This is a genomic window from Pseudomonas crudilactis, assembly GCF_013433315.1.
Classification (GTDB): Bacteria; Pseudomonadota; Gammaproteobacteria; order Pseudomonadales; family Pseudomonadaceae; genus Aquipseudomonas; species Aquipseudomonas crudilactis.
The window spans coordinates 232035-253276 of sequence record NZ_WXVV01000005.1 but is presented as its reverse complement, the minus strand read 5'-3'; the positions used below and the strand labels follow the sequence as shown (position 1 = coordinate 253276).

Sequence of the window (21242 nt, the reverse complement as noted above, 5' to 3'; positions counted from 1 at the left end):
TTTTTGTGTTTATCCCGCCTTTCTGCGTTCGCAGGCCGTTCAAGCGCCCTTTCTTAGAAGCGTTTGCGTTGAATCCGACCAAACAACCACGCTTTTCCTACTGATGGCTACACTCCTGAGAAGCTCGCCAACGCACCATTCGGCCGTCGCAAGGAGGCTTGATGAATGATGAACTGCAACACTTGAAGAATCTTGGCAAGACGTCGGCGCAATGGCTGCATGCCGTGGGCATCCACAGCGCCTCGGACTTGCGTCGCCTGGGCGCGGTGGACGCCTACCGGGCCGTGCGTACCCGCGGGTTTCGTGCATCGAAGGTGTTGCTGTATGCAATCGAGGGCGCGTTGATGGACGTGCATTGGAACGACATTCCCGCTGAGCGCAAGGACGCTCTGAACAAGCAACTCGAAGCCATTTCCTCGCGCCACAAAAACTGAACGGGCATTGACCGTCATGTATTTATTGGGGGAACAATCGGCGTACGCCGATGCCATGATCAACCGTTTGCAGAGTTTGCCCGCGCTGTGGCTGCTGGATCTGACGCCTTGCGGCCCGCCCCTGGAGTTGCAGGCAACGGATGATTTACTGATGCAACTACCCGCTGATCAGTTGTTTCTGCTGAATGACGGTGTGATCAACGGCTACATCGGAAGCCGCCCACTGTTTTATTGGCAGGAGGGCGATGTGATCGGCCTTCAGCAGGGTGACGACTGGGCGGATTGCCGCTTATGCAGTGAGGGTACGTTGCGCCTGACACCCTATCGACGTCCGGAGGTCTTGCGGCATTTGTTTGCTGACTCTCGTCGGGCAGAGCAGTTTCTCGAGTACCTGCTGGGGCAAGCGGCGATCCTCGCCCATGCTGTCGCGGAACTGAAACCGCGCGAGTTTCGCAGCACCAATGGCTTCAAACGGGTCGAGGCGGGTGAAATCCTGATCAATCAGGGTGACGCGGCTGATCACGTGTTCGTGATCATCGACGGCCATGCTGAAGCTTTTGTGGATGGGCACAAGGTTGGAGACGTGGCCAAGGACGAGATTTTCGGGGCCATGGCCGTGTTTACCGGCGAGCCGCGCAATGCCACGGTCATTGCCCGGGAGCCAAGCACTGTGATGCTGATTCCCGGTGAGCAATTCTTGAGCATGACCCGCACCAATCCGAAGATCGCACACAGCCTGATCGAGAGCATGGCGCGACGAATCGGCCAACTGAACAAGCAAGTCACCCAATTGAGCGCAACCAAAAGCTGACGCCACGTCCTTTGTTTCCGGGCCATTACGGCCATTTCCAAGACTAAATCAAAGAAATGAGAAAACAGTTGTTGACGCGCTAATGAGAATCGCTATGATTATCACAACTGGTCGCGAGATCAGTCGATATTCTGAAAAGCCCTTGGTTCGGACTCTCAGATTATCTCCTCATCAGGCTAATCACGGTTATTTGACCCGGTTTTTACCGGGTCTTTTTTTGCCTGCGGAAAAGTCATTTGCCGAACTGTTTGCGCATCTGCTCGCAGTAATCCTGTTTTGGTGTTGCAGGCGTATACCAAACGTAATCGGCCATCGCGGCGGTCACTTCGCCGCCCTGCTCTGCCAGCATCAGCACTGTCGGAGACTCAATGGCGCCCAAATCCACAACATGCTGCGGCACGCCGACGTCCTTGCGCGCATGCCACGCGCCGGCCAACAACAGAGCCGGTTTCGGTGCAGCCAGCAAGCGTTCGGCCATCCGCCGATCACGCTGTTGCTGAACGGCGAGCATCGCCGGCATCTGTGATTCGGGCAGTAAACCGCAGTGAGATTCAGCGATCTGTTCCAGCAGCGTTTCTTTCACCGACGGCGCGTTACTCTGCGCACCCTTCAGAACCGGAGGATTGCGGTAAAAGGCGCGGATTTCGCTGTTTTCAAGATTGGCCGCCAGCAGCGGATAAGTTTGCGTGAGGGCGAAACGAATGATCGGACCATAAAGATTCCAGTCCCAGCCATCCTGCCAGGCCAGCGTTTCAGGAAGACCGGACGGCGGCGATGCCGCCTGGCGAACGGCATCAACTTTTGGCTGCTGGTCCGGCGTCAACATTTCCAGCAACAGACTGCCTTGCGGGCGTTGTTCGCCGAGTGCGCGCAACAGCCATAACTGCGCGACATGATGATCGGCATTGTCATGCTGCTCGCCAATGATCAACCGCTCCGGCGCAGCAAGACGCACTAACAGTTGCTGCGCCGTCAGCACCTCACCGCTGCGCAGATCGCGAATCTCGCCATTGATCGGCGGTGGCGCAACCCCATGCTGACACCCCGCAAGCCACACCACCGCCAACAGCCACAAGCCACGCATGCAATCACCTCGATGATTCGATCAGCGGGCAATGATCAGCGGATGCCCACGCTCCGGATGCGGCTGCACCAAGACTTCGAGACCGAACACGGCTTTCAGCGAGTCCGGCCGCAGCACCTGCTCCGGCGTATCCAGAGCCACCGGACGCCCGCCTTCAAGCAGCAGAATGCGATCACAATAACGCGCCGCCAGATTCAGATCATGCAGGATGACCAAGACCGCTGCGCCGCGATCAGCAAACTCGCGCACCGCTTGCAATGTCGTGTGTTGATGCAGTGGATCAAGCATCGACGTTGGCTCATCCAGCAGCAACGTCTGCCCGACCTGTCCCGGCCAGAGTTGTGCCAGCACTCGTGCCAGATGAACGCGCTGACGTTCGCCGCCAGACAGTGCCAGATAGCTGCGCCCGCTCAGATGCCCGGCATCGGCTGCCGTCAGAGCCGCTGCGATAATTTCGTCATCACGCACCTGGCCGGTTTGATAAGGCAAGCGGCCCATGCCGACCACTTCTTCAACGCGAAAAGCGAAGTCCAGAGTCGACACCTGCGGCAGTACTGCCAGACGCTGGGCACGCTGCGTGCCTGTCCAACGCCCCAACGCATCACCCTCCAGGGAAACCTCGCCTTCACTCGCGGTCAGCTCACCGCACAGTGCGCCAAGCAATGTGCTTTTGCCGGCGCCGTTCGGCCCAAGCACACCGAGCACTTCGCCCGGCTCAAGTTGCAGGTTTACGCCGTTCAGCACCGTTTTGCGGCCGCGCTGGATGTGCAAATTGTGCGCACGCAACATCAGGCACGCCCTCGCAACAGCAGATAAAGGAAGAACGGCGCGCCGATAAACGCGGTGACGATACCGATCGGCAACTCCGCCGGAGCCAGCGCCAACCGCGCGACCAGATCAGCCAGCAGCAACAGGCTCGCCCCCGCCAGTACCGACGCTGGCAGCAGCACTTTGTGATCCGGCCCCGCCAGCAAACGCACCAGATGCGGCACCACCAGCCCGACAAAACCGATCATCCCGGCTGCCGCCACTGCTGCGCCAACACCCAATGCCGTGCAGAACACCAATTCACGCTTGAGCCGCTCGACATTGATCCCCAAATGCCCGGCCTCGGATTCTCCGAGCAGCAAGGCATTCAGCGCTTTGGCCCGACGCGGTAACCATAGCGCGACACCCGCGCTGATGATCAGCAACGGCCAGAGCCGCGAGTAACTGGCGCCATTGAGGCTGCCGAGGTTCCAGAAGGTCAGAGTACGCAGCGTTGCGTCGTCCGCCAAATACGTGAACAGCCCCACCGCCGAACTGGCCAGCGCCGTCAGCGCGATGCCTGCCAACAGCATGGTCGCGACATTGGTCTGGCCATTACGGCGGCCGAGTCGATAGACCAGCGCCGTCACGCCGAGCCCGCCGAGAAACGCACAGACCGACAACAGATACGGCCCGAACCACTCCGGCAGGCCGCCAAAAAAAGAACCGCCGACAATCGCGATCGCTGCGCCCAATGCCGCGCCGCTGGAAACACCCACCAGCCCCGGATCCGCCAGTGGATTGCGGAACAGACCCTGCATTGCCACGCCGGATAACGCCAGCACGCCGCCCACCGCCAGCCCGAGCAAAGTACGCGGCAAACGAATCTGCCCGAGGATCAGTTCAGCCTGCTCCAGACCGTCCGGCGCCAGCGGCACGCCAAGCATGCGCAATGCTGCACGCAAGGTGTCGAACAGCGGCAGGCTGACCGGCCCCAACGCCAACGACAGCCAGATCGCCAATACACACAGGAGCGTCAGGCCAATGAACAAGCCACGGGGTTTTACCAGTGTGGTCATTGGCCGCCCTTGGCCGGGTAGAAACCGTCAGACAGGGTTTTCAGCGCTGCCGGCAGACGCGGCCCGAGGCCACCGACCAACAAGGTCGGATCAAGCTCCAGTACACGCCCGGCCTTGGCCGCGCGACTTGAATCGAGAATCGGATTTTCCTTGAACAGCGCGGCTTTCGCCGCGTCACCGGTCAACGCACGGTCGGCGAATACCAGCACTTCAGGATCGAGGCTGGCGAGAGATTCCACGGAGAACGGTTTGTAACCGGTGTGCGTCGCCAAATTGTGCCCGCCGGCCTGTTGCAACAGCCAGTCGGCGGCAGTGTCTTTGCCAGCGATCAAAGGCTTGCCGCCCGCGTGGCCGAGCAGCAAAAGCACACCCGGTGCTTTCTGTTTGGCTTGTGCGTCGGTGACTCGCACCTTCTGCGCATCGAGCTGCTGTTGATAAGTTTGCAGCAACTGCGCAGCCTTCGGCTCGGCGCCAAGTAACTGGCCCAAGTGGGTGACGTTTTTCTCCAGCGTCGGCAGATCCGGCTGCGCCGAAAATAATTCCACCTGTACCTTGGCTGCCTTGACCTGAGACAGAACCGGTGGCGGCCCCATTTCTTCTGTGCCGATCAAAATGTCCGGACGCAGGCTGAGAATGCCTTCGGCCGAGAGGCTGCGCTGATAGCCAATGCTCGGCAGCGCCTTCAACGATTCCGGATGCTGACTGGTGGTATCGACACCAACCAGTTTTGATTCGCCGCCCAACGCACTGACCCACTCCGACAGCGCACCGCCGGCACTGACCCAACGTTGCGGCAAATCAGCCGCTGCAGCCTGGTGGCTGACCAAAAGTCCGACACACAGCGCGGCAACGCGGGTACTCAGGCGCATACACAGCTTCCTTGAATAAGGTTTTTCCCGGGCATCTGGATGACAGGCCAAGTATCCTCGACATCTGCCAGACGCCTGCGGGCGAAGGCCGCCATTTGATAATTGTTTGCATTTAAACGTCAAGCTCGGACATATCCGGACACGAGCAGACACTAGAGGATAGCCATGAAGTTTCTCTGCGCTGGCGCCGATCTGGGCGAAGCGAATAGCCGTGGGTTCGAGATCGACGGCAACAAGCTGTTCGCCGTGCGCCGCAGCGGCCAGGCCTACGTCTACCTCAATCGCTGCCCGCACCGGGGCGTGGGGCTGGAATGGCAACCCGACCGGTTTCTCGACCCGAGCAACAGCCTGATCCAGTGCGCCACCCACGGCGCACTGTTTCTGATCGAGGACGGTGAATGCGTCGCCGGCCCCTGCGCTGGCCAATCACTCACCGCCATCCCTTGCCGCGAAGACGCCCAAGGTCTGTGGATCGATGTTTAACCGTTGAGCAATACGTCGAGACGCCGGTCGATGACCATTTCTTCATGGTCCAGTCGCACGCCATACGCCAGCACCTCAACGCCGCAGGCCACTGCTTCGAGAAGCGCGTCGGCGTAAGCCGAATCGATTTCCTTCGCCGGCCGCACGGCTTCAATCCCGGTCAGATTGACGCAATACAACTGCACCGCCCGAATTCCGTCCCGCGCCAAATGTGCCAGCTCACGCAAATGCTTGGCACCGCGCTGGGTCACGGCATCGGGAAACGCCGCCACTGCGCTGCCGTCAAAACCGAGGGTGACGCTTTTCACCTCTACATACGCCGGGCCACTGGGGTATTCGAGGCGGAAATCGATACGGCTCTTTTCCTGCCCATAGGCGACTTCACGTTTCAACGCGCTAAAGCCGTTCAACTCGGTGATAACGCCAGCCTGCAATGCCTCTTCAACCAAACCGTTGGCCCGCGCAGTGTTCACGCAGAACAAGCGACCCTGCGGCGTCTCGCCGATTTCCCAGGTGCCAGGCAATTTTCGTTTCGGATCATTCGAGCGACTGAACCAGACCTGTCCACCCTCAACCTGACAATTGAGCATCGAACCCGTGTTCGGGCAGTGAATGGTCAGCAACTCGCCGCCAACGGTTTCGATATCGGCGAGAAATCGCTTGTAACGACGGATCAGGCGCGCTTCCTCAAGTTCTGGATAAAAGCGCATCAGCCTTGCCAGCTCTTCAAGCCACGCGCGATTCGCTCCACCGCTTGCTGTAAGCGAGGGAGGTTTTGCGTGTAGGCAAAACGCACATGATGGCTGGCCTGATAGCGACCAAAATCCAGCCCCGGCGTGAAGGCTACGTGCTCGGTTTCAAGGAAATGTCGGCAGAACGCGAAGGCATCGCCGCCGAACTGGCTGATATCGGCGTAAAGATAGAATGCGCCTTCAGGCTCGACGGCGATGTTGAAACCCAACTCGCGCAGGGCCGGCAGGAGGAAGTCGCGACGACGGCCGAATTCCGCACGGCGCTCTTCCAGAATCGCGATAGTGTCCGGTTCGAAGCAGGCCAATGCCGCGTATTGGGCCATGCTTGGTGCGCTGATGTAGAGGTTCTGCGCCAGTTTCTCCAACTCGCTGACGGCCGCATCCGGCGCCACCAGCCAGCCAAGCCGCCACCCGGTCATACCGAAATACTTGGAGAAACTGTTCAACACAAAAGCACTGTCATCGACTTCCAGCACGCTGGCGGCATCGGTGCCATAAGTCAGGCCGTGGTAGATCTCGTCCACCACCAGATGCCCGTGCCTGGCCTTGATGGCTGTGGATAACCCGGCCAGTTCGTCGCGGGTCAGGATGGTGCCGGTCGGATTGGCTGGAGACGCAACCAAAGCGCCAACACTGTCGTGATCCCAATGACGCTCGACCAGATCCGGGGTCAGTTGATAGCGCACGTCCGGGCCAACTGGCACCAGCTGCGCTGCGCCTTCGACCAAACGCAGGAAGTGCCGGTTACACGGATAACCGGGATCCGCCAGCAACCAGTGTTTACCCGGATCGACCAGCAAAGCGCTGGCCAGCAACAGCGCACCGGAACCGCCCGGGGTGATCAGAATCCGCCGTGGATCGATGTTCAAGCCATAACGCGATTGATAAAACCCGGCAATCGCCTCGCGCAGCTCGGGAATGCCCCGTGCGGCGGTATAACGGGTCTTGCCCGCCGTCAGCGCTGCCTGCCCCGCGCGGATGATCGGCTCGGCAGTGGTGAAGTCCGGCTCGCCGATTTCCAGATGGATCACGTCGTGACCTTCAGCCTGCAATTCATTGGCCCGCGCCAGCAGCGCCATGACATGGAACGGTTCGATCGCACGACTGCGCGCACTGTAGGGCTGAGCCATTGGTTTTCCTTCGGCAGGGAAAAAGAGACGATTCTACCCATCTGCCGGAACGAGCGAGAACCCGTAGCGGTCACAGCCTCAAGAACGCTGGACTGTAACGATATGAGCGTACGCTCCAGGATTGACTAAAATCAGTGATTGAACAGGTCTTCAACACCACCAGACACAGCTTGCCAAACATTTGCAAGCGCCACCCGCCGGGGCCTCGACATCCGGGAGTAGCGCAGGCCGATTTGATCTGGTAAGTTCGCCCGCTTGCAGCCGCAGGGCCGGCAGGTGTCGGTGATGGAGCAATCCTGCGCAATGGATTACAAGAGTAGAGGCGGTCCATTTCATGCCCACCCAAGCAAAGCAACAGCAGAATCAGACGATCAGCGGTTTCGAACCTTATGTTCCGGCAAAAGGTGAGGAGTACATGGGCGCCCCAATGCGCGCGCACTTCACCAAGGTTCTGAACAAGTGGAAACAGGAGTTGATGCAGGAAGTCGACCGCACCGTTGACCACATGAAGGACGAAGCTGCCAATTTCCCGGACCCGGCCGACCGTGCCAGCCAGGAAGAAGAATTCGCCCTCGAGCTGCGCGCCCGCGACCGCGAACGTAAGCTGATCAAGAAAATCGACAAGACACTGCAACTGATCGAAGACGAAGAGTACGGTTGGTGTGATTCGTGCGGCGTCGAAATTGGCGTAAAACGCCTCGAAGCACGCCCTACAGCCGACATGTGCGTCGACTGCAAGACACTGGCGGAAATCAAGGAAAAGCAGGTCGGCAAGTAATCTCGACCTGAACGAAAAACGGAGCGTGCGAACGCTCCGTTTTTGTTTCTGCCTTTTGCCTTTTGCCTTTGTGGGAGCGAGCTTGCTCGCGAAGGCGCCGGATCAGACAATTTAATGCTGAATGACACACCGCTTTCGCGAGCAAGCTCGCTCCCACAGGTGTTGTGTACACGCGCTGAAAAAGTACTATCGCATTCATGACTGCCAAAACATCCCCCGCCTACATCGGCCGCTTCGCCCCAACCCCCAGTGGCCACTTGCACTTCGGTTCGCTGTTCGCCGCCCTCGCCTCCTACCTCGACGCCCGTTCGGTCGGCGGCCGCTGGCTGGTGCGCATGGAAGACCTCGATCCGCCCCGCGAAGAACCCGGTGCTCAGGTGGCGATCCTCAAGGCGCTGGAAAGTTACGGCTTTGAATGGGACGGCGACATGGTGCGCCAGAGCGAACGGCACGATGCTTACGCCGAAGTGCTCAACAGCCTGTTCAATCACGGTCTGGCCTATGCCTGCACCTGCTCGCGCAAACAGCTCGAACCGTACGACGGGATTTATCCGGGCCTGTGCCGCAATGTCGGCCACGATCAGCAGGACGCGGCGATCCGTCTACGCGTGCCCGAACTGGAATACCACTTCATCGACCGCATACAGGGCGAATACCGTCAGCATCTGGGCCGCGACGTCGGTGATTTCGTGATCCGCCGCCGCGACGGTCTCTACGCCTATCAACTGGCCGTGGTGCTCGACGATGCCTGGCAAGGCATCACCGACATCGTCCGTGGTGCCGACCTGCTCGACTCGACGCCGCGTCAACTGTATCTGCAAGAATTGCTGGGCTTGCGTCAACCGCGCTACCTGCACCTGCCGCTGATTACCCAACCGGACGGCAACAAGCTCGGCAAGTCCTACCGTTCGCCACCGCTGGAGGCCGATCAGGCCACGCCGTTGCTGCTGCGAGCCCTGCGCGCGCTGGGGCAAAAGCCTGGCGCCGAACTGGCCTACGCCTCGCCGCAAGAGTTGCTCAAGTGGGGCTCCGCGCACTGGGATGCCACCAGGATCCCGCGCACACTGACCCTGCCCGAGGCGCAACTGCTGTGACGACACTTGCAGTCGCGCGCCCATCCGTTACCATCGCCGCACGTTTTCGGGCACGCGCATAAAAAAGAGAGGCCGGGATGTACATCTATCGCTTGGTCCTGCTTTTAGTCGTGGGGATCTACCTGTTTTCCCCCGCCATCATGGATTGGTGGATCGACGCTACGGGCGCCTGGTATCGCCCCTATCTGCTCTGGCTGATCCTGATTGTCGTAACCTTCATCCTGCAGAGCCAAAAAGATGCCGATGAGCTTTAGCCTGACCCAGATGATCCTGGTCAGCGCCGCGTACCTGGCGGTGCTGTTCGGCGTTGCCTGGATCAGCGAACGGGGCATGATCCCGCGGGCGATCATTCGCCACCCGCTGACCTACACACTGTCGCTGGGTGTTTACGCCAGTGCCTGGGCGTTTTACGGCACGGTGGGTCTGGCCTATCAGTATGGCTACGGCTTTCTTTCCAGTTATCTCGGCGTGTCTGGCGCGTTTCTGCTGGCGCCGGTGTTGCTGTATCCGATTCTGAAAATCACCCGCACCTACCAACTGTCATCCCTGGCAGACTTGTTTGCGTTCCGCTTTCGCAGCACCTGGGCCGGCGCACTGACCACGATCTTCATGCTGATCGGTGTGCTGCCGCTGCTGGCGTTGCAGATTCAGGCAGTGGCCGATTCCATCGGCATCCTCACCGGCGAACCGATTCAGAGCCGCGTGGCACTGGCGTTCTGCGCACTGATCATTCTGTTCACGATCTTCTTTGGTTCCCGCCATATCGCCACCCGCGAAAAACATGAAGGGCTGGTGTTCGCGATTGCCTTTGAATCGGTGATCAAACTGGTCGCCCTCGGCGGCGTCGGCCTGTACGCGCTGTACGGCGTGTTCGACGGCCCGCAACAGCTTGAGCTGTGGCTGCTGCAAAACCAGACCGCCCTCGCCGCTTTGCACACGCCGTTGCAGGAAGGCCCGTGGCGCACGCTGTTGCTGGTGTTTTTCGCCTCGGCGATCGTGATGCCGCACATGTATCACATGACCTTTACCGAAAACCTCAACCCCCGTTCATTGGTGAGCGCGAGCTGGGGCCTGCCACTGTTTCTGCTGTTGATGAGCCTGGCGGTTCCGTTGATCCTGTGGGCCGGCCTCAAGCTCGGCGCCACCACCGACCCGGAATACTTCACCCTGGGCATCGGCATTGCAGCCAACAGCAAACCGCTGGCATTGCTTGCCTACGTCGGAGGACTGTCGGCGGCCAGCGGCCTGATCATCGTCACCACGCTGGCCCTTTCGGGCATGGCGCTGAACCACTTGGTGCTGCCGCTTTATCAACCACCGGCTGAAGGCAACATCTATCGCTGGTTGAAATGGACCCGCCGGGCGCTGATCGTCGCGATCATCATGGCCGGGTTTTGCTTCTATCTGATGCTCGGTGCCGGACAGGATCTGGCCAACCTCGGCATTGTTGCCTTTGTCGCGACGCTGCAATTCCTGCCGGGTGTGCTCTCGGTGCTGTACTGGCCGACCGCTAACCGTCGTGGCTTCATTGCCGGCTTGCTGGCCGGAATCCTGGTCTGGGTGGTGACCATGCTGCTGCCGTTGGTCGGCAATCTGCAGGGTTTCTACATCCCGTTGCTGAACATGATTTATGTGCTCGACGACACCAGTTGGCACATGGCGGCCATTGCCTCGCTCGCCGCCAACGTGTTGATGTTCACGCTGATCTCGCTGTTCACCAACGCCAGCCCCGAAGAAGCCAGCGCCGCCGAAGCCTGCGCGGTGGATAACGTCCGTCGTCCGCAACGCCGCGAACTGCACGCCGCTTCGCCACAGGAGTTCGCCACACAACTGGCCAAACCGCTGGGCGCCAAGGCAGCGCAGAAAGAAGTCGAGCAAGCGCTACGTGACCTCTATCTGCCATTCGACGAACGCCGTCCGTATGCCCTGCGCCGTTTGCGCGACCGTATCGAAGCCAACCTCTCCGGTCTGATGGGTCCGAGCGTGGCGCAGGACATGGTCGAAACCTTCCTGCCGTACAAGGCCGGCGGCGAAAACTATGTCACCGAAGACATCCACTTCATCGAAAGCCGCCTCGAGGATTACCACTCGCGCCTCACAGGTCTGGCCGCCGAACTCGATGCCCTGCGTCGTTACCACCGTCAGACCTTGCAGGAACTGCCGATGGGCGTCTGCTCGCTGGCCAAGGATCAAGAGATCCTGATGTGGAACAAGGCCATGGAAGAACTCACCGGGATTGCCGCGCAACGCGTGGTCGGTTCGCGTTTGAGCACCATTGGCGAGCCGTGGAAAGGCCTGCTGCAAGGCTTCATCGATCTGCCCGACGAGCATTTGCACAAACAGCATCTGGCCCTCGACGGTCAGACGCGCTGGCTGAACCTGCACAAAGCGGCGATTGATGAGCCGTTGGCGCCGGGTAACAGTGGCCTGGTGCTGCTGGTCGAAGATCTGACCGAAACGCAGATGCTCGAAGACAAACTGGTGCACTCCGAGCGGCTGGCCAGCATCGGTCGTCTCGCCGCCGGTGTAGCCCACGAAATCGGCAACCCGATCACCGGCATCGCCTGCCTGGCGCAAAATCTGCGCGAAGAGCGTGAAGACGACGGCGAGCTGACGGAAATCAGCGGACAGATCCTCGAACAGACCAAACGCGTCTCGCGCATCGTTCAGTCGCTGATGAGTTTCGCCCACGCCGGCAGTCATCAGCACAGCGATGAACCCGTTTGTCTGGCAGAGGTCGCTCAAGATGCAATTGGCCTGCTGGCGCTGAACCGACGCAATTTCGAAGTGCAGTTCTACAACCTCTGCGACCCCGATCACTGGGTCGAAGGCGACCCGCAGCGGCTCGCTCAGGTGCTGATCAATCTGCTCTCCAACGCCCGCGACGCCTCGCCGCCGCACAGTGCGGTACGGGTCAAGAGCGAAGCCGGCGAACACACGGTCGATCTGATCGTCGAAGACGAAGGCAGCGGTATTCCGAAGAACATCATGGACCGATTGTTCGAACCCTTCTTCACCACCAAGGATCCTGGCGAAGGCACCGGTCTGGGCCTTGCACTGGTCTATTCCATCGTTGAAGAGCATTATGGACAAATCACCATCGACAGCCCGGCTGATGTACAAAGCCAACGCGGCACCCGTATCCGGGTGACCTTACCGCGTCATGTCGAAGCGACGTCCGCTGTGAACTGAGACCGTCGAGAGTATCGAATCAATGCCGCACATTTTGATCGTCGAAGACGAAACAATTATCCGCTCCGCCTTGCGCCGCCTGCTGGAACGTAATCAGTACCAGGTCAGCGAAGCCGGTTCAGTGCAGGAAGCACAAGAACGCTTCACCATTCCTACGTTCGACCTGATCGTCAGCGATCTGCGTTTACCGGGCGCGCCGGGCACTGAGCTGATCAAGCTCGGCCAAGGCACACCGGTGCTGATCATGACCAGTTACGCCAGCCTGCGTTCGGCGGTCGACTCGATGAAGATGGGCGCGGTGGACTACATCGCCAAGCCTTTCGACCACGATGAAATGCTTCAGGCTGTCGCGCGGATCCTGCGTGATCGCCAATCGGCACCGGCTGCCGGCGAAGCGGTTGCCAGCAAACCGGCCAATGGCAGCGGCAAATCCGCCGTCGACAACAGTAATGGCGAGATCGGCATCATCGGCTCCTGCCCGCCGATGCAGGATCTGTACAGCAAGATCCGCAAGGTCGCGCCGACCGATTCCAATGTCCTGATCCAGGGCGAGTCCGGCACTGGTAAAGAACTGGTGGCCCGCGCCCTGCACAACCTGTCGAAACGTGCCAAGGCACCGATGATTTCGGTGAACTGCGCGGCCATTCCAGAAAGCCTGATCGAGTCCGAACTGTTCGGCCACGAGAAAGGCGCGTTCACCGGCGCCAGTGCCGGTCGCGCCGGCCTGGTGGAAGCGGCGGACGGCGGCACGCTGTTCCTCGACGAAATCGGTGAACTGCCACTGGAAGCCCAGGCCCGCCTGCTGCGCGTGCTGCAGGAAGGCGAAATTCGCCGGGTCGGCTCGGTGCAGTCGCAGAAAGTCGATGTGCGCCTGATTGCAGCGACTCACCGCGACTTGAAGAGCCTGGCGAAAATCGGCCAGTTCCGTGAAGACCTTTATTACCGTCTGCACGTGATCGCGCTGAAACTGCCTGCCTTGCGCGAGCGCGGTGCCGACGTCAATGAGATCGCCACGGCTTTCCTCGCTCGCCAGAGCGAGCGCATCAACCGTACCGACCTGAAATTTGCTGCGGATGCCGAACAGGCGATTCGTCACTATTCCTGGCCGGGTAACGTGCGAGAGCTGGAGAACGCAGTCGAGCGTGCGGTGATTCTGAGCGAAAGCCCGGAAATCTCGGCCGACCTGCTGGGCATCGACATCGAGCTGAGCGATCTGGAAGACGACGAGTTCATCGGTCTGCCGCCACAAACGGCCGGTAACGCCAGCAACAGCAGCCATGAGCCGACCGAAGACCTGTCACTGGAAGACTACTTCCAGCACTTCGTCCTCGAGCATCAGGACCACATGACCGAGACTGAACTGGCGCGCAAACTGGGCGTCAGCCGTAAATGCCTGTGGGAACGCCGTCAGCGTCTGGGCATTCCACGGCGCAAGACCGGGGTCGCCAGCGAGAGCTGAACGTTACCTGTCGAGTGTGCGGGTAACGCTTGAAGATGTGAAAAAACTGTTACCTCAGTCGATTCACGTAACAGAAGCCGGGGTTATCGGTAACGAAACCCCGGCTTTTTTTCGCCCTGACAAAACGGTTATATCGACCTAACCCCTTGTTTTATTGGGCTTCGCAAAAGTTGGCACGGCCCCTGCTATATGTTTGGTACAAGAACAACAACAAGCAATGCACAAGACAATAAAAATAAGACGAATCGACTCACGCACAATAAAAACAAGACGGCGAGAGGCGCAGCTAACTGATTCTTTTGGAGAGGCGTTGTATTTGGGGCTTGCCCCACGACCAGGCCGAGAACAACAAAAACTGTCCTAAGACAGAGCCTGTACTGGTTGGATCGAGAGATCACTGCAATTCAGCGACCAAAGCAATCCGTTTGCTCTTGGCTCCCGATTGGGAGGGCCACGAAGGAAACACTTCGTGGCGAGGGCACTCAACAAAAACAAGAAGCCCGAATCAATAATAAAAAGAGCACGCAACTACTTCTTGGGGAGCTTCGGCTCCCCTTGTAGTTTCTCCCTCCCGGCAAAATCCTTCGAATTTCCCTTGCTCGACCCTTGCAGCTTGCGGCTTACAGCTCAAATCTGCCGTGTCCTACACCATCCCCCGACTAAATGCTAGAATCTGCGCCCATCATGCGGTCATTCTTTGGTATGGCCGAACATTCCTTCAAACAGTGCATCCCATGCTGAAGAAGTTGTTCCAGTCATTCCGAACTCCCGTGCGTCGTACGCAACACATCCGCAGCACCCCTGAAGTGCTCAACAGCGGCCAACATTCGCTGCAGAAAACGCAGTTCAGCCGCTATGCGGTGAATATCGTCGAACGCCTGCAAGGTGCCGGTTACCAGGCTTATCTGGTCGGCGGTTGCGTGCGTGACATGCTGCTGGGCATCACGCCCAAGGATTTCGACGTCGCCACCAGCGCCACGCCCGAGCAAGTCCGTGCCGAATTCCGCAATGCGCGGATCATCGGCCGTCGCTTCAAACTGGTGCACATCCATTTCGGTCGCGAAATCATTGAAGTCGCGACCTTCCGCGCCAATCACCCGATCAACGAAGACGACGAAGACAGCAACCAGTCTTCGCGTAACGAGAGCGGGCGTATTCTGCGCGATAACGTTTACGGCACCCTGGAAGAGGACGCGCAACGCCGCGACTTCACCATCAACGCCCTGTATTACGATCCGGTCAGCGAGCGCATCCTCGACTACGCCAACGGCGTACACGACATCCGCAATCACCTGATTCGCCTGATCGGCGACCCGAAGCAGCGTTATCAGGAAGATCCGGTGCGCATGCTGCGCGCCGTGCGTTTTGCTGCCAAGCTCAACTTCGGCATCGAGAAGCACACCGTGCAGCCGATTCGCGAGCTGGCGCCGATGCTGCGCGAGATCCCGTCGGCACGCCTGTTCGAAGAAGTGCTCAAGCTGTTCCTTTCGGGACACGGCGCAATCACCTTCGAAATGCTGGTCGATCTGCAACTGTTCGCTCCGCTGTTCCCGGCCAGTGCCGATGCGCTGGAACACAACCCGGAATACACCCACACGCTGATCAGCGAAGCGCTGACCAACACCGACTTGCGCATCAAGCAGAACAAACCGGTCACTCCGGCGTTCCTGTTTGCCGCGCTGTTGTGGCCAGCCCTGCCGGCTCGCGTGTTGCGTCTGCAAGAACGTGGCATGCCGCCGATCCCGGCGATGCAGGAAGGCGCCCACGAACTGATCGCCGAACAGTGCCAGCGCATCGCGATTCCAAAACGCTTCACCATGCCGATCCGTGAGATCTGGGACATGCAGGAGCGTCTGCCACGCCGCAGCGGTAAACGTGCCGACCTGTTGCTGGACAACCCGCGTTTCCGTGCCGGTTACGACTTCCTGTTACTGCGTGAAAGCGCTGGCGAGGAAACGGATGGCCTGGGCGAATGGTGGACTGACTATCAGGACGCCAACGACAGTGAACGTCGCGACATGATCCGCGACCTCAGCGGTAAAGGTGATGACGCCAGCGGTGCTCCGCGCAAACGTCGCCGCAGCAGTGGTTCCAAGCGCAAACGCGCCGGCGCACCGAGCGCTTCGACAGGCGAGTAAAGGCATGGAACGCATCTACATCGGCATGGGCAGCAACCTCGCTGACCCGGCCGAACAGTTGCGCAGCGCCGTCGAGGCGCTGGGGCAATTGCCGCAAACTACCCTCGCTGGCGTTTCCGCCTTCTATCAAAGCGACTCTCTGTTGCCGGGCCAACCGCGTTACACCAACGCGGTCGCCGCGCTCGACAGCTCACTTGCACCGATTGAATTGCTCGATGCGTTGCAAGCCATCGAGAACGATCAGGGCCGCGAACGTCTGGAACGTTGGGGGCCGCGCACGTTGGACCTCGACATCTTGCTGTTCGGTGATCGACTGATCGACGAGCCACGCCTGAAAGTCCCGCATTATCAGATTCAGGAACGTGCGTTCGTGCTCTATCCCCTCGCCGAACTGGCGCCACAAGATCTGCGTCTGGCCGATGGCCGCAGCCTGTCTGATCTGCTGGCAGCCTGTCCGTTCGTCGGCCTGGAACGCATCCCGACAGACTGATTGCAATCCCCTGTGGGAGCGAGCTTGCTCGCGAAATCGGTGTGTCATTCAACACTTTGTTGGCTGATCCACCGCTTTCGCGAGCAAGCTCGCTCCCACATTGGTCTATTGCATACGCTGGATTTTGTCGGACAAAAACCCCGCGAATCAGGCCCGCCGCAGCGCTGAATCGCATCAGTAACGCCGGTAACACTCCCCTCGTAACAATGCGGTAACACACGCAATTGACTTCCTGTTGGCTCATCACGACTATAGGCGTCCCGCTGCCGCCAACCCGGCACATACGGGCGCAATCCAGGCCTTATAAGCACGACAAAAGAGCGTGCGCCTGAGTAGATGACGAATCACGCGCGTTACTCGCAGTAGTTTCCAGAGCGCCTGAACGAGGATTTTTTACATGCCAGCCATTACCCTGACCACGCTCCAGAGCCTCAAGCAGAAAGGTGAAAAGATCACCATGCTGACCTGCTATGACGCGACCTTCGCCCACGCCTGCAACGAGGCCGGTGTCGAAGTGCTGCTGGTGGGCGACTCCCTCGGCATGGTCCTGCAAGGTCACGACAGTACTTTGCCGGTGACCACCGCAGAAATGGCCTACCACACCGCTTGCGTCAAGCGCGGCAACACCGATGCCCTGATCCTCGCCGATCTGCCCTTCATGGCCAACGCCACCCTTGAACAAACCATGACCAACAGCGCCATGCTGATGCAGGCCGGCGCGCACATGGTCAAGGTTGAAGGTCAGCTGTGGCTGGCCGAGTCGATCCGTCTGCTTGCCGAGCGCGGTGTACCGGTGTGCGCGCACATGGGTCTGACCCCACAAGCGGTGAACATCCTCGGCGGCTATAAAGTGCAGGGTCGCAACGAAAACCAGGCGCGGCAGATGCGTGCTGATGCGATTTCGCTGGAGCAGGCCGGCGCGGCGATGCTGCTGCTGGAATGCGTACCGAGCGAACTGGCTGCCGAAATCAGCCAGGCGGTGAAAATTCCGGTCATCGGCATCGGTGCCGGTAACGCCACCGACGGTCAGGTCTTGGTGCTGCATGACATGCTCGGCCTGTCGATCACTGGCCGGGTGCCCAAGTTCGTGAAGAACTTCATGCACGGTCAGGACAGCATCCAGTCTGCGCTGAAGGCTTACGTCAGCGAAGTCAAAGCCACCACGTTCCCTGGCATCGAACACGGATTCTCTGCATGAACACCGTTAAAACCGTACGCGAACTGCGCGCCGCTGTAGCCCGCGCTCGCAGCGAAGGCAAGCGCATCGGCTTCGTGCCGACCATGGGCAACCTGCACAGCGGTCACGTTGCACTGATCACCAAAGCCACCCAACGGGTGGACTTCGTGGTCGCGAGCATTTTCGTCAACCCGCTGCAGTTCGGCGCCGGCGAAGACCTCGACAAGTACCCGCGCACCTTGGCGGCGGACCAGGAAAAACTGCTCGAAGCCGGTTGTTCCCTGCTCTTCGCGCCGACTGTCGAGGAAATGTACCCCGACGGCATGGCCGGGCAGACTCGGGTCAGCGTGCCGCAATTGTCCGAAGGCCTGTGCGGCGCCAGCCGTCCGGGGCATTTCGAGGGTGTCGCAACCGTCGTCAGCAAGCTGTTCAACATGGTCCAGCCGGATCTGGCGATTTTCGGCCAGAAGGATTACCAGCAACTAGCTGTGATCCGTGCGCTGGTGCATGACCTGAACATGCCGATCCAGATCATCGGCGAACCGACCGTGCGCGCCGCCGATGGCCTGGCGCTGTCCTCGCGCAATGGTTTCCTCAGCGATGAACAACGTGCGGTGGCGCCGGTGGTCTATCGCTCGCTAAGCAACATTGCCGAGTCGATCAAGCAAGGTGAACGCGACTTCCCGGCAATGATCAGTGCTCAGGTACAGCAGCTGGAAGCGGCGGGCCTGCGTCCGGATTACCTGGAAATCCGCCACGCCCTGACTTTGCGTCCGGCAACGGCTGAAGACCGTGATCTGGTGATTCTGGTGGCGGCGTTCCTCGGCACTACGCGGTTGATCGATAACCTGCACCTGAATCTCGATACCCCGGTTTAAGCCTCACCGATAACCTGTGGGAGTGAGCTTGCTCACGAATGCACTCTGTCAGCTGACGTAAATATCGACTGACATGACGCCTTCGCGAGCAAGCTCGCTCCCACAGGTTTTTTTGTGTTTTAAAGATCTGGTTTCAGCTGTATTGCCGCCTTAAAAGCCTTCGGGCACACTGCCCGCCGTTCGATTCCAACCCGGGAAAACCCTCATGCACGCGATCATGCTCAAGGCCAAACTGCACCGCGCCGAAGTCACTCATGCAGTGCTCGATTACGAAGGTTCGTGCGCCATCGATGGCGAGTGGCTGGACTTGTCCGGCATCCGTGAATACGAGCAGATCCAGATTTATAACGTCGACAACGGCGAGCGTTTCACCACCTACGCGATTCGTGGCGAAGAAGGCTCGCGGATGATCTCCGTCAACGGCGCCGCTGCGCACAAGGCCAAGGTCGGCGACCGCGTGATCATTTGTGCCTACGCCCATTACAGCGAAGCGGAGCTGGTCAATTTCAAGCCGCGCATGCTCTACATGGCGCCCGGCAACGAGCTGAGCCACACCAGCAACGCCATCCCGGTTCAGCTCGCCTGATCCCGATTTCGCCTCGCCCCCTCCGTTTGTCGGCCAGTTCCCGGTCTCGATGTTAAAAAAGTACAGGGATCTGGTCAGACAAAGTCAAGACAGAACGCAGCGCGAGGTTTACTGTATTCGCCCTGTGTCCGGAAATCATGTCGACGCAGTTGATCCCATGCCCAAACATGGCGTGCCGGGTCTGTTCAGTGTTCAAAAGGCCGTTCAAGTAAAAAGGAAAACCGCAGCGATGGCGTATTACCTCACTCCTCAAGACGTTACCGCTCTGCCCGCCTGGCAAGCGTTGAAAGATCACCGCCAAGCCATGCAGGATTTCAGCATGCGCGAAGCCTTCAACGCCGATCCGCAGCGCTTTAATCAATTCACCCTCAGCAGCTGCGGCCTGTTTCTCGATTATTCGAAGAATTTGATCAACGCCCAGACCCGTAACCTGCTGGTCGGTCTGGCCAATGAAGTCGACCTCAAAGGCGCCATCAAAGCGCTGTTTGAAGGCGAAATCGTCAACACGTCCGAAGGCCGCCCGGCGCTGCACACCGCCCTGCGCCGCCCGGTAGGCGACAAGCTGTCGGTCAACGGTGTCAATGTGATGCCGGAAGTGCACAAGGTGCTGAACCAGATCACCGATCTGGTCGGCCGCATTCACGACGGTCTGTGGCGTGGCTACACCGAGAAGCCGATCACCGACGTGGTGAACATCGGTATCGGTGGCTCGTTCCTCGGTCCTGAACTGGTCTCCGAAGCACTGCTGTCCTACGCGCAGAAAGGCGTGCGTTGCCATTATCTGGCGAACATCGATGGCAGCGAATTCCACGAGCTGACGCAGAAACTGCGTGCCGAGACCACGCTGTTCATCGTTTCGTCGAAGTCGTTCAACACCCTCGAAACCTTGAAGAACGCTCAAGCCGCACGTGCCTGGTACCTGGCGCAGGGCGGTTCCGAAGCCGAGCTGTATCGTCACTTCATCGCCGTGTCGAGCAACAACGCCGCGGCCGTGGCGTTTGGTATCCGCGAAGAAAACATCTTCCCGATGTGGGACTGGGTCGGCGGGCGTTACTCGCTGTGGTCGGCGATCGGTTTGCCGATTGCCTTGGCCATCGGCATGTCCAACTTCAAGGAATTGCTGTCCGGGGCTTACACCATGGACCAGCATTTCCAGACCGCGCCGTTCGAACAGAACATGCCGGTGCTGCTGGCCCTGCTCGGCGTGTGGTACGGCAACTTCTGGGGTGCGCAAAGCCACGCGATCCTGCCGTACGACCATTACCTGCGCAACATCACCAAGCACTTGCAACAGCTGGACATGGAATCCAACGGCAAGAGCGTGCGTCAGGACGGCACGCCGGTGTCGACCGATACCGGTCCGGTGATCTGGGGCGGCGTCGGCTGCAACGGTCAGCACGCTTACCACCAGTTGCTGCATCAAGGTTCGCAGTTGATCCCGGCCGATTTCATCGTGCCGATCGTCAGCTTCAACCCGGTTTCCGACCACCATCAGTGGCTGTACGCCAACTGCCTGTCGCAGAGCCAGGCGCTGATGCTCGGCAAGACCTTGCCGGAAGCCGAGCAGGAACTGCGCGACAAGGGCATGAGCGAAGAAGAAGTGCACAAACTCGCGCCGCACAAGGTGATCCCGGGCAACCGTCCGAGCAACACCATTGTGGTTGAACGCATCAGCCCGCGTCGTCTCGGCGCGCTGGTGGCAATGTATGAACATAAAGTGTTCGTACAAAGCGTGGTCTGGGGCATCAACGCCTTCGACCAATGGGGCGTGGAACTGGGCAAGGAACTGGGCAAAGGCGTCTACAACCGCCTGGTCGGCAGCGATGAAACCACCGCTGACGATCCTTCCACTCAGGGCCTGATCAACTACTTCCGCGGTCGTCACCGCGGGTGATAGGCTGAAGGGGCGGTTTGCCTGCCCCTACAGCTTGCAACATCGACAGTTCCACGGCACCGGGCTAATCGCAGAATCGGTGGCGTACACGATCCCTGTAGGAGCTGCCGAAGGCTGCGATCTTTTGATCTTGACCTTAAAAAACAAGATCAAAAGATCGCAGCCTT

20 protein-coding genes are annotated in these 21242 nt (G+C 59.5%); 14 read left to right on the top strand and 6 right to left on the bottom strand.

What is annotated here, in order from left to right; translation table 11 throughout:
- Window positions 1–161: 161 nt before the first annotated feature.
- Together GTU76_RS08060 and GTU76_RS08055 are read left to right on the top strand one after the other, a co-directional pair.
- Complete coding sequence (locus GTU76_RS08060; RefSeq protein ID WP_003228231.1) at window positions 162–434, top strand: TfoX/Sxy family protein; 273 nt, start codon at window positions 162–164, stop codon at window positions 432–434.
- Window positions 435–450: 16 nt separating this feature from the next.
- Window positions 451–1245: a Crp/Fnr family transcriptional regulator gene (locus GTU76_RS08055; RefSeq protein ID WP_180698397.1), complete on the top strand. Its 795-nt coding sequence runs from the start codon at window positions 451–453 to the stop codon at window positions 1243–1245.
- Between the two features lie 232 nt (window positions 1246–1477).
- Here the strand turns inward: GTU76_RS08055 and GTU76_RS08050 are convergent, their stop codons facing one another.
- The 4 genes from GTU76_RS08050 to GTU76_RS08035 are packed head-to-tail and all read right to left on the bottom strand — an operon-like array spanning window position 1478 to window position 5024.
- A complete protein-coding gene (locus tag GTU76_RS08050) occupies window positions 1478–2329 on the bottom strand; it encodes a ChaN family lipoprotein (RefSeq protein WP_180698390.1) in 852 nt (283 codons plus the stop codon).
- A 21-nt stretch (window positions 2330–2350) separates the two neighbouring features.
- Entirely contained in the window at window positions 2351–3118 is a 768-nt protein-coding gene (locus tag GTU76_RS08045; RefSeq protein WP_180698389.1) for a heme ABC transporter ATP-binding protein, read from the bottom strand.
- Window positions 3118–4155: a FecCD family ABC transporter permease gene (locus GTU76_RS08040; RefSeq protein ID WP_180698388.1), complete on the bottom strand. Its 1038-nt coding sequence runs from the start codon at window positions 4153–4155 to the stop codon at window positions 3118–3120. The genes GTU76_RS08045 and GTU76_RS08040 overlap by 1 nt, the downstream gene beginning before the upstream one ends.
- A complete protein-coding gene (locus GTU76_RS08035) occupies window positions 4152–5024 on the bottom strand; it encodes a heme/hemin ABC transporter substrate-binding protein (RefSeq protein ID WP_016983487.1) in 873 nt (290 codons plus the stop codon). Before GTU76_RS08035 ends, GTU76_RS08040 begins: the two co-directional genes overlap by 4 nt.
- A gap of 165 nt (window positions 5025–5189) precedes the next feature.
- On the opposite strand from GTU76_RS08035, the gene GTU76_RS08030 reads away from it, so the two are divergent.
- Complete coding sequence (locus GTU76_RS08030; protein ID WP_016983488.1) at window positions 5190–5507, top strand: Rieske (2Fe-2S) protein; 318 nt, start codon at window positions 5190–5192, stop codon at window positions 5505–5507.
- Here GTU76_RS08030 and sfsA read toward each other — a convergent pair.
- Both sfsA and GTU76_RS08020 read right to left on the bottom strand, forming a co-directional pair.
- Complete coding sequence (sfsA, locus tag GTU76_RS08025) at window positions 5504–6217, bottom strand: DNA/RNA nuclease SfsA (protein WP_016983489.1); 714 nt, start codon at window positions 6215–6217, stop codon at window positions 5504–5506. The genes GTU76_RS08030 and sfsA overlap by 4 nt on opposite strands.
- On the bottom strand, window positions 6217–7389 hold the full coding sequence (locus GTU76_RS08020; protein ID WP_016983490.1) for a pyridoxal phosphate-dependent aminotransferase: 1173 nt from the start codon (window positions 7387–7389) through the stop codon (window positions 6217–6219). Before GTU76_RS08020 ends, sfsA begins: the two co-directional genes overlap by 1 nt.
- A gap of 334 nt (window positions 7390–7723) precedes the next feature.
- Here GTU76_RS08020 and dksA point away from each other — a divergent pair, with 334 nt between their 5' ends.
- The 11 genes from dksA to pgi all read left to right on the top strand — a co-directional run bounded on the left by dksA (window position 7724) and on the right by pgi (window position 21075).
- Window positions 7724–8167, top strand: a complete 444-nt coding sequence (gene dksA, locus GTU76_RS08015) for an RNA polymerase-binding protein DksA (RefSeq protein WP_008080850.1) — start codon at window positions 7724–7726, stop codon at window positions 8165–8167.
- Between the two features lie 197 nt (window positions 8168–8364).
- Window positions 8365–9261, top strand: a complete 897-nt coding sequence (gluQRS, locus tag GTU76_RS08010; protein WP_180698387.1) for a tRNA glutamyl-Q(34) synthetase GluQRS — start codon at window positions 8365–8367, stop codon at window positions 9259–9261.
- A 77-nt stretch (window positions 9262–9338) separates the two neighbouring features.
- Window positions 9339–9515 carry a hypothetical protein gene (locus GTU76_RS08005; protein WP_003176118.1) on the top strand — a complete coding sequence of 59 codons (177 nt, stop codon included), beginning with the start codon at window positions 9339–9341 and terminating at the stop codon, window positions 9513–9515.
- A complete protein-coding gene (locus tag GTU76_RS08000; RefSeq protein ID WP_026000477.1) occupies window positions 9499–12453 on the top strand; it encodes a sensor histidine kinase in 2955 nt (984 codons plus the stop codon). The genes GTU76_RS08005 and GTU76_RS08000 overlap by 17 nt, the downstream gene beginning before the upstream one ends.
- A 22-nt stretch (window positions 12454–12475) precedes the next feature.
- A complete protein-coding gene (locus GTU76_RS07995) occupies window positions 12476–13912 on the top strand; it encodes a sigma-54-dependent transcriptional regulator (RefSeq protein ID WP_180698386.1) in 1437 nt (478 codons plus the stop codon).
- Window positions 13913–14646: 734 nt separating this feature from the next.
- Complete coding sequence (locus tag GTU76_RS07990) at window positions 14647–16050, top strand: polynucleotide adenylyltransferase PcnB (RefSeq protein WP_016983493.1); 1404 nt, start codon at window positions 14647–14649, stop codon at window positions 16048–16050.
- Window positions 16051–16054: 4 nt separating this feature from the next.
- Window positions 16055–16540 (top strand): 2-amino-4-hydroxy-6-hydroxymethyldihydropteridine diphosphokinase, encoded by a 486-nt coding sequence (gene folK, locus GTU76_RS07985; protein WP_180698385.1) that lies wholly within the window; start codon window positions 16055–16057, stop codon window positions 16538–16540.
- A gap of 397 nt (window positions 16541–16937) precedes the next feature.
- Window positions 16938–17738 carry a 3-methyl-2-oxobutanoate hydroxymethyltransferase gene (panB, locus tag GTU76_RS07980; protein WP_180698384.1) on the top strand — a complete coding sequence of 267 codons (801 nt, stop codon included), beginning with the start codon at window positions 16938–16940 and terminating at the stop codon, window positions 17736–17738.
- Window positions 17735–18595 (top strand): pantoate--beta-alanine ligase, encoded by an 861-nt coding sequence (panC, locus tag GTU76_RS07975; protein ID WP_180698383.1) that lies wholly within the window; start codon window positions 17735–17737, stop codon window positions 18593–18595. The genes panB and panC overlap by 4 nt, the downstream gene beginning before the upstream one ends.
- A 205-nt stretch (window positions 18596–18800) precedes the next feature.
- Complete coding sequence (panD, locus tag GTU76_RS07970; protein ID WP_003205654.1) at window positions 18801–19181, top strand: aspartate 1-decarboxylase; 381 nt, start codon at window positions 18801–18803, stop codon at window positions 19179–19181.
- Window positions 19182–19410: 229 nt separating this feature from the next.
- Window positions 19411–21075 carry a glucose-6-phosphate isomerase gene (gene pgi, locus GTU76_RS07965; RefSeq protein ID WP_102900508.1) on the top strand — a complete coding sequence of 555 codons (1665 nt, stop codon included), beginning with the start codon at window positions 19411–19413 and terminating at the stop codon, window positions 21073–21075.
- Window positions 21076–21242: the final 167 nt, after the last annotated feature.

Coding starts and splice junctions, on each gene's coding strand:
- dksA (WP_008080850.1), top strand. CDS start 7,724: ATGCCCACCCAAGCAAAGCAACAGCAGAATCAGACGATCAGCGGTTTC.
- GTU76_RS08040 (WP_180698388.1), bottom strand. CDS start 4,155: ATGACCACACTGGTAAAACCCCGTGGCTTGTTCATTGGCCTGACGCTC.
- GTU76_RS07990 (WP_016983493.1), top strand. CDS start 14,647: ATGCTGAAGAAGTTGTTCCAGTCATTCCGAACTCCCGTGCGTCGTACG.
- GTU76_RS07995 (WP_180698386.1), top strand. CDS start 12,476: ATGCCGCACATTTTGATCGTCGAAGACGAAACAATTATCCGCTCCGCC.
- sfsA (WP_016983489.1), bottom strand. CDS start 6,217: ATGCGCTTTTATCCAGAACTTGAGGAAGCGCGCCTGATCCGTCGTTAC.
- GTU76_RS08000 (WP_026000477.1), top strand. CDS start 9,499: ATGCCGATGAGCTTTAGCCTGACCCAGATGATCCTGGTCAGCGCCGCG.
- GTU76_RS08035 (WP_016983487.1), bottom strand. CDS start 5,024: ATGCGCCTGAGTACCCGCGTTGCCGCGCTGTGTGTCGGACTTTTGGTC.
- folK (WP_180698385.1), top strand. CDS start 16,055: ATGGAACGCATCTACATCGGCATGGGCAGCAACCTCGCTGACCCGGCC.
- panD (WP_003205654.1), top strand. CDS start 18,801: ATGCACGCGATCATGCTCAAGGCCAAACTGCACCGCGCCGAAGTCACT.
- panB (WP_180698384.1), top strand. CDS start 16,938: ATGCCAGCCATTACCCTGACCACGCTCCAGAGCCTCAAGCAGAAAGGT.
- GTU76_RS08045 (WP_180698389.1), bottom strand. CDS start 3,118: ATGTTGCGTGCGCACAATTTGCACATCCAGCGCGGCCGCAAAACGGTG.
- GTU76_RS08005 (WP_003176118.1), top strand. CDS start 9,339: ATGTACATCTATCGCTTGGTCCTGCTTTTAGTCGTGGGGATCTACCTG.
- GTU76_RS08030 (WP_016983488.1), top strand. CDS start 5,190: ATGAAGTTTCTCTGCGCTGGCGCCGATCTGGGCGAAGCGAATAGCCGT.
- GTU76_RS08020 (WP_016983490.1), bottom strand. CDS start 7,389: ATGGCTCAGCCCTACAGTGCGCGCAGTCGTGCGATCGAACCGTTCCAT.
- pgi (WP_102900508.1), top strand. CDS start 19,411: ATGGCGTATTACCTCACTCCTCAAGACGTTACCGCTCTGCCCGCCTGG.
- GTU76_RS08055 (WP_180698397.1), top strand. CDS start 451: ATGTATTTATTGGGGGAACAATCGGCGTACGCCGATGCCATGATCAAC.
- panC (WP_180698383.1), top strand. CDS start 17,735: ATGAACACCGTTAAAACCGTACGCGAACTGCGCGCCGCTGTAGCCCGC.
- gluQRS (WP_180698387.1), top strand. CDS start 8,365: ATGACTGCCAAAACATCCCCCGCCTACATCGGCCGCTTCGCCCCAACC.
- GTU76_RS08050 (WP_180698390.1), bottom strand. CDS start 2,329: ATGCGTGGCTTGTGGCTGTTGGCGGTGGTGTGGCTTGCGGGGTGTCAG.
- GTU76_RS08060 (WP_003228231.1), top strand. CDS start 162: ATGAATGATGAACTGCAACACTTGAAGAATCTTGGCAAGACGTCGGCG.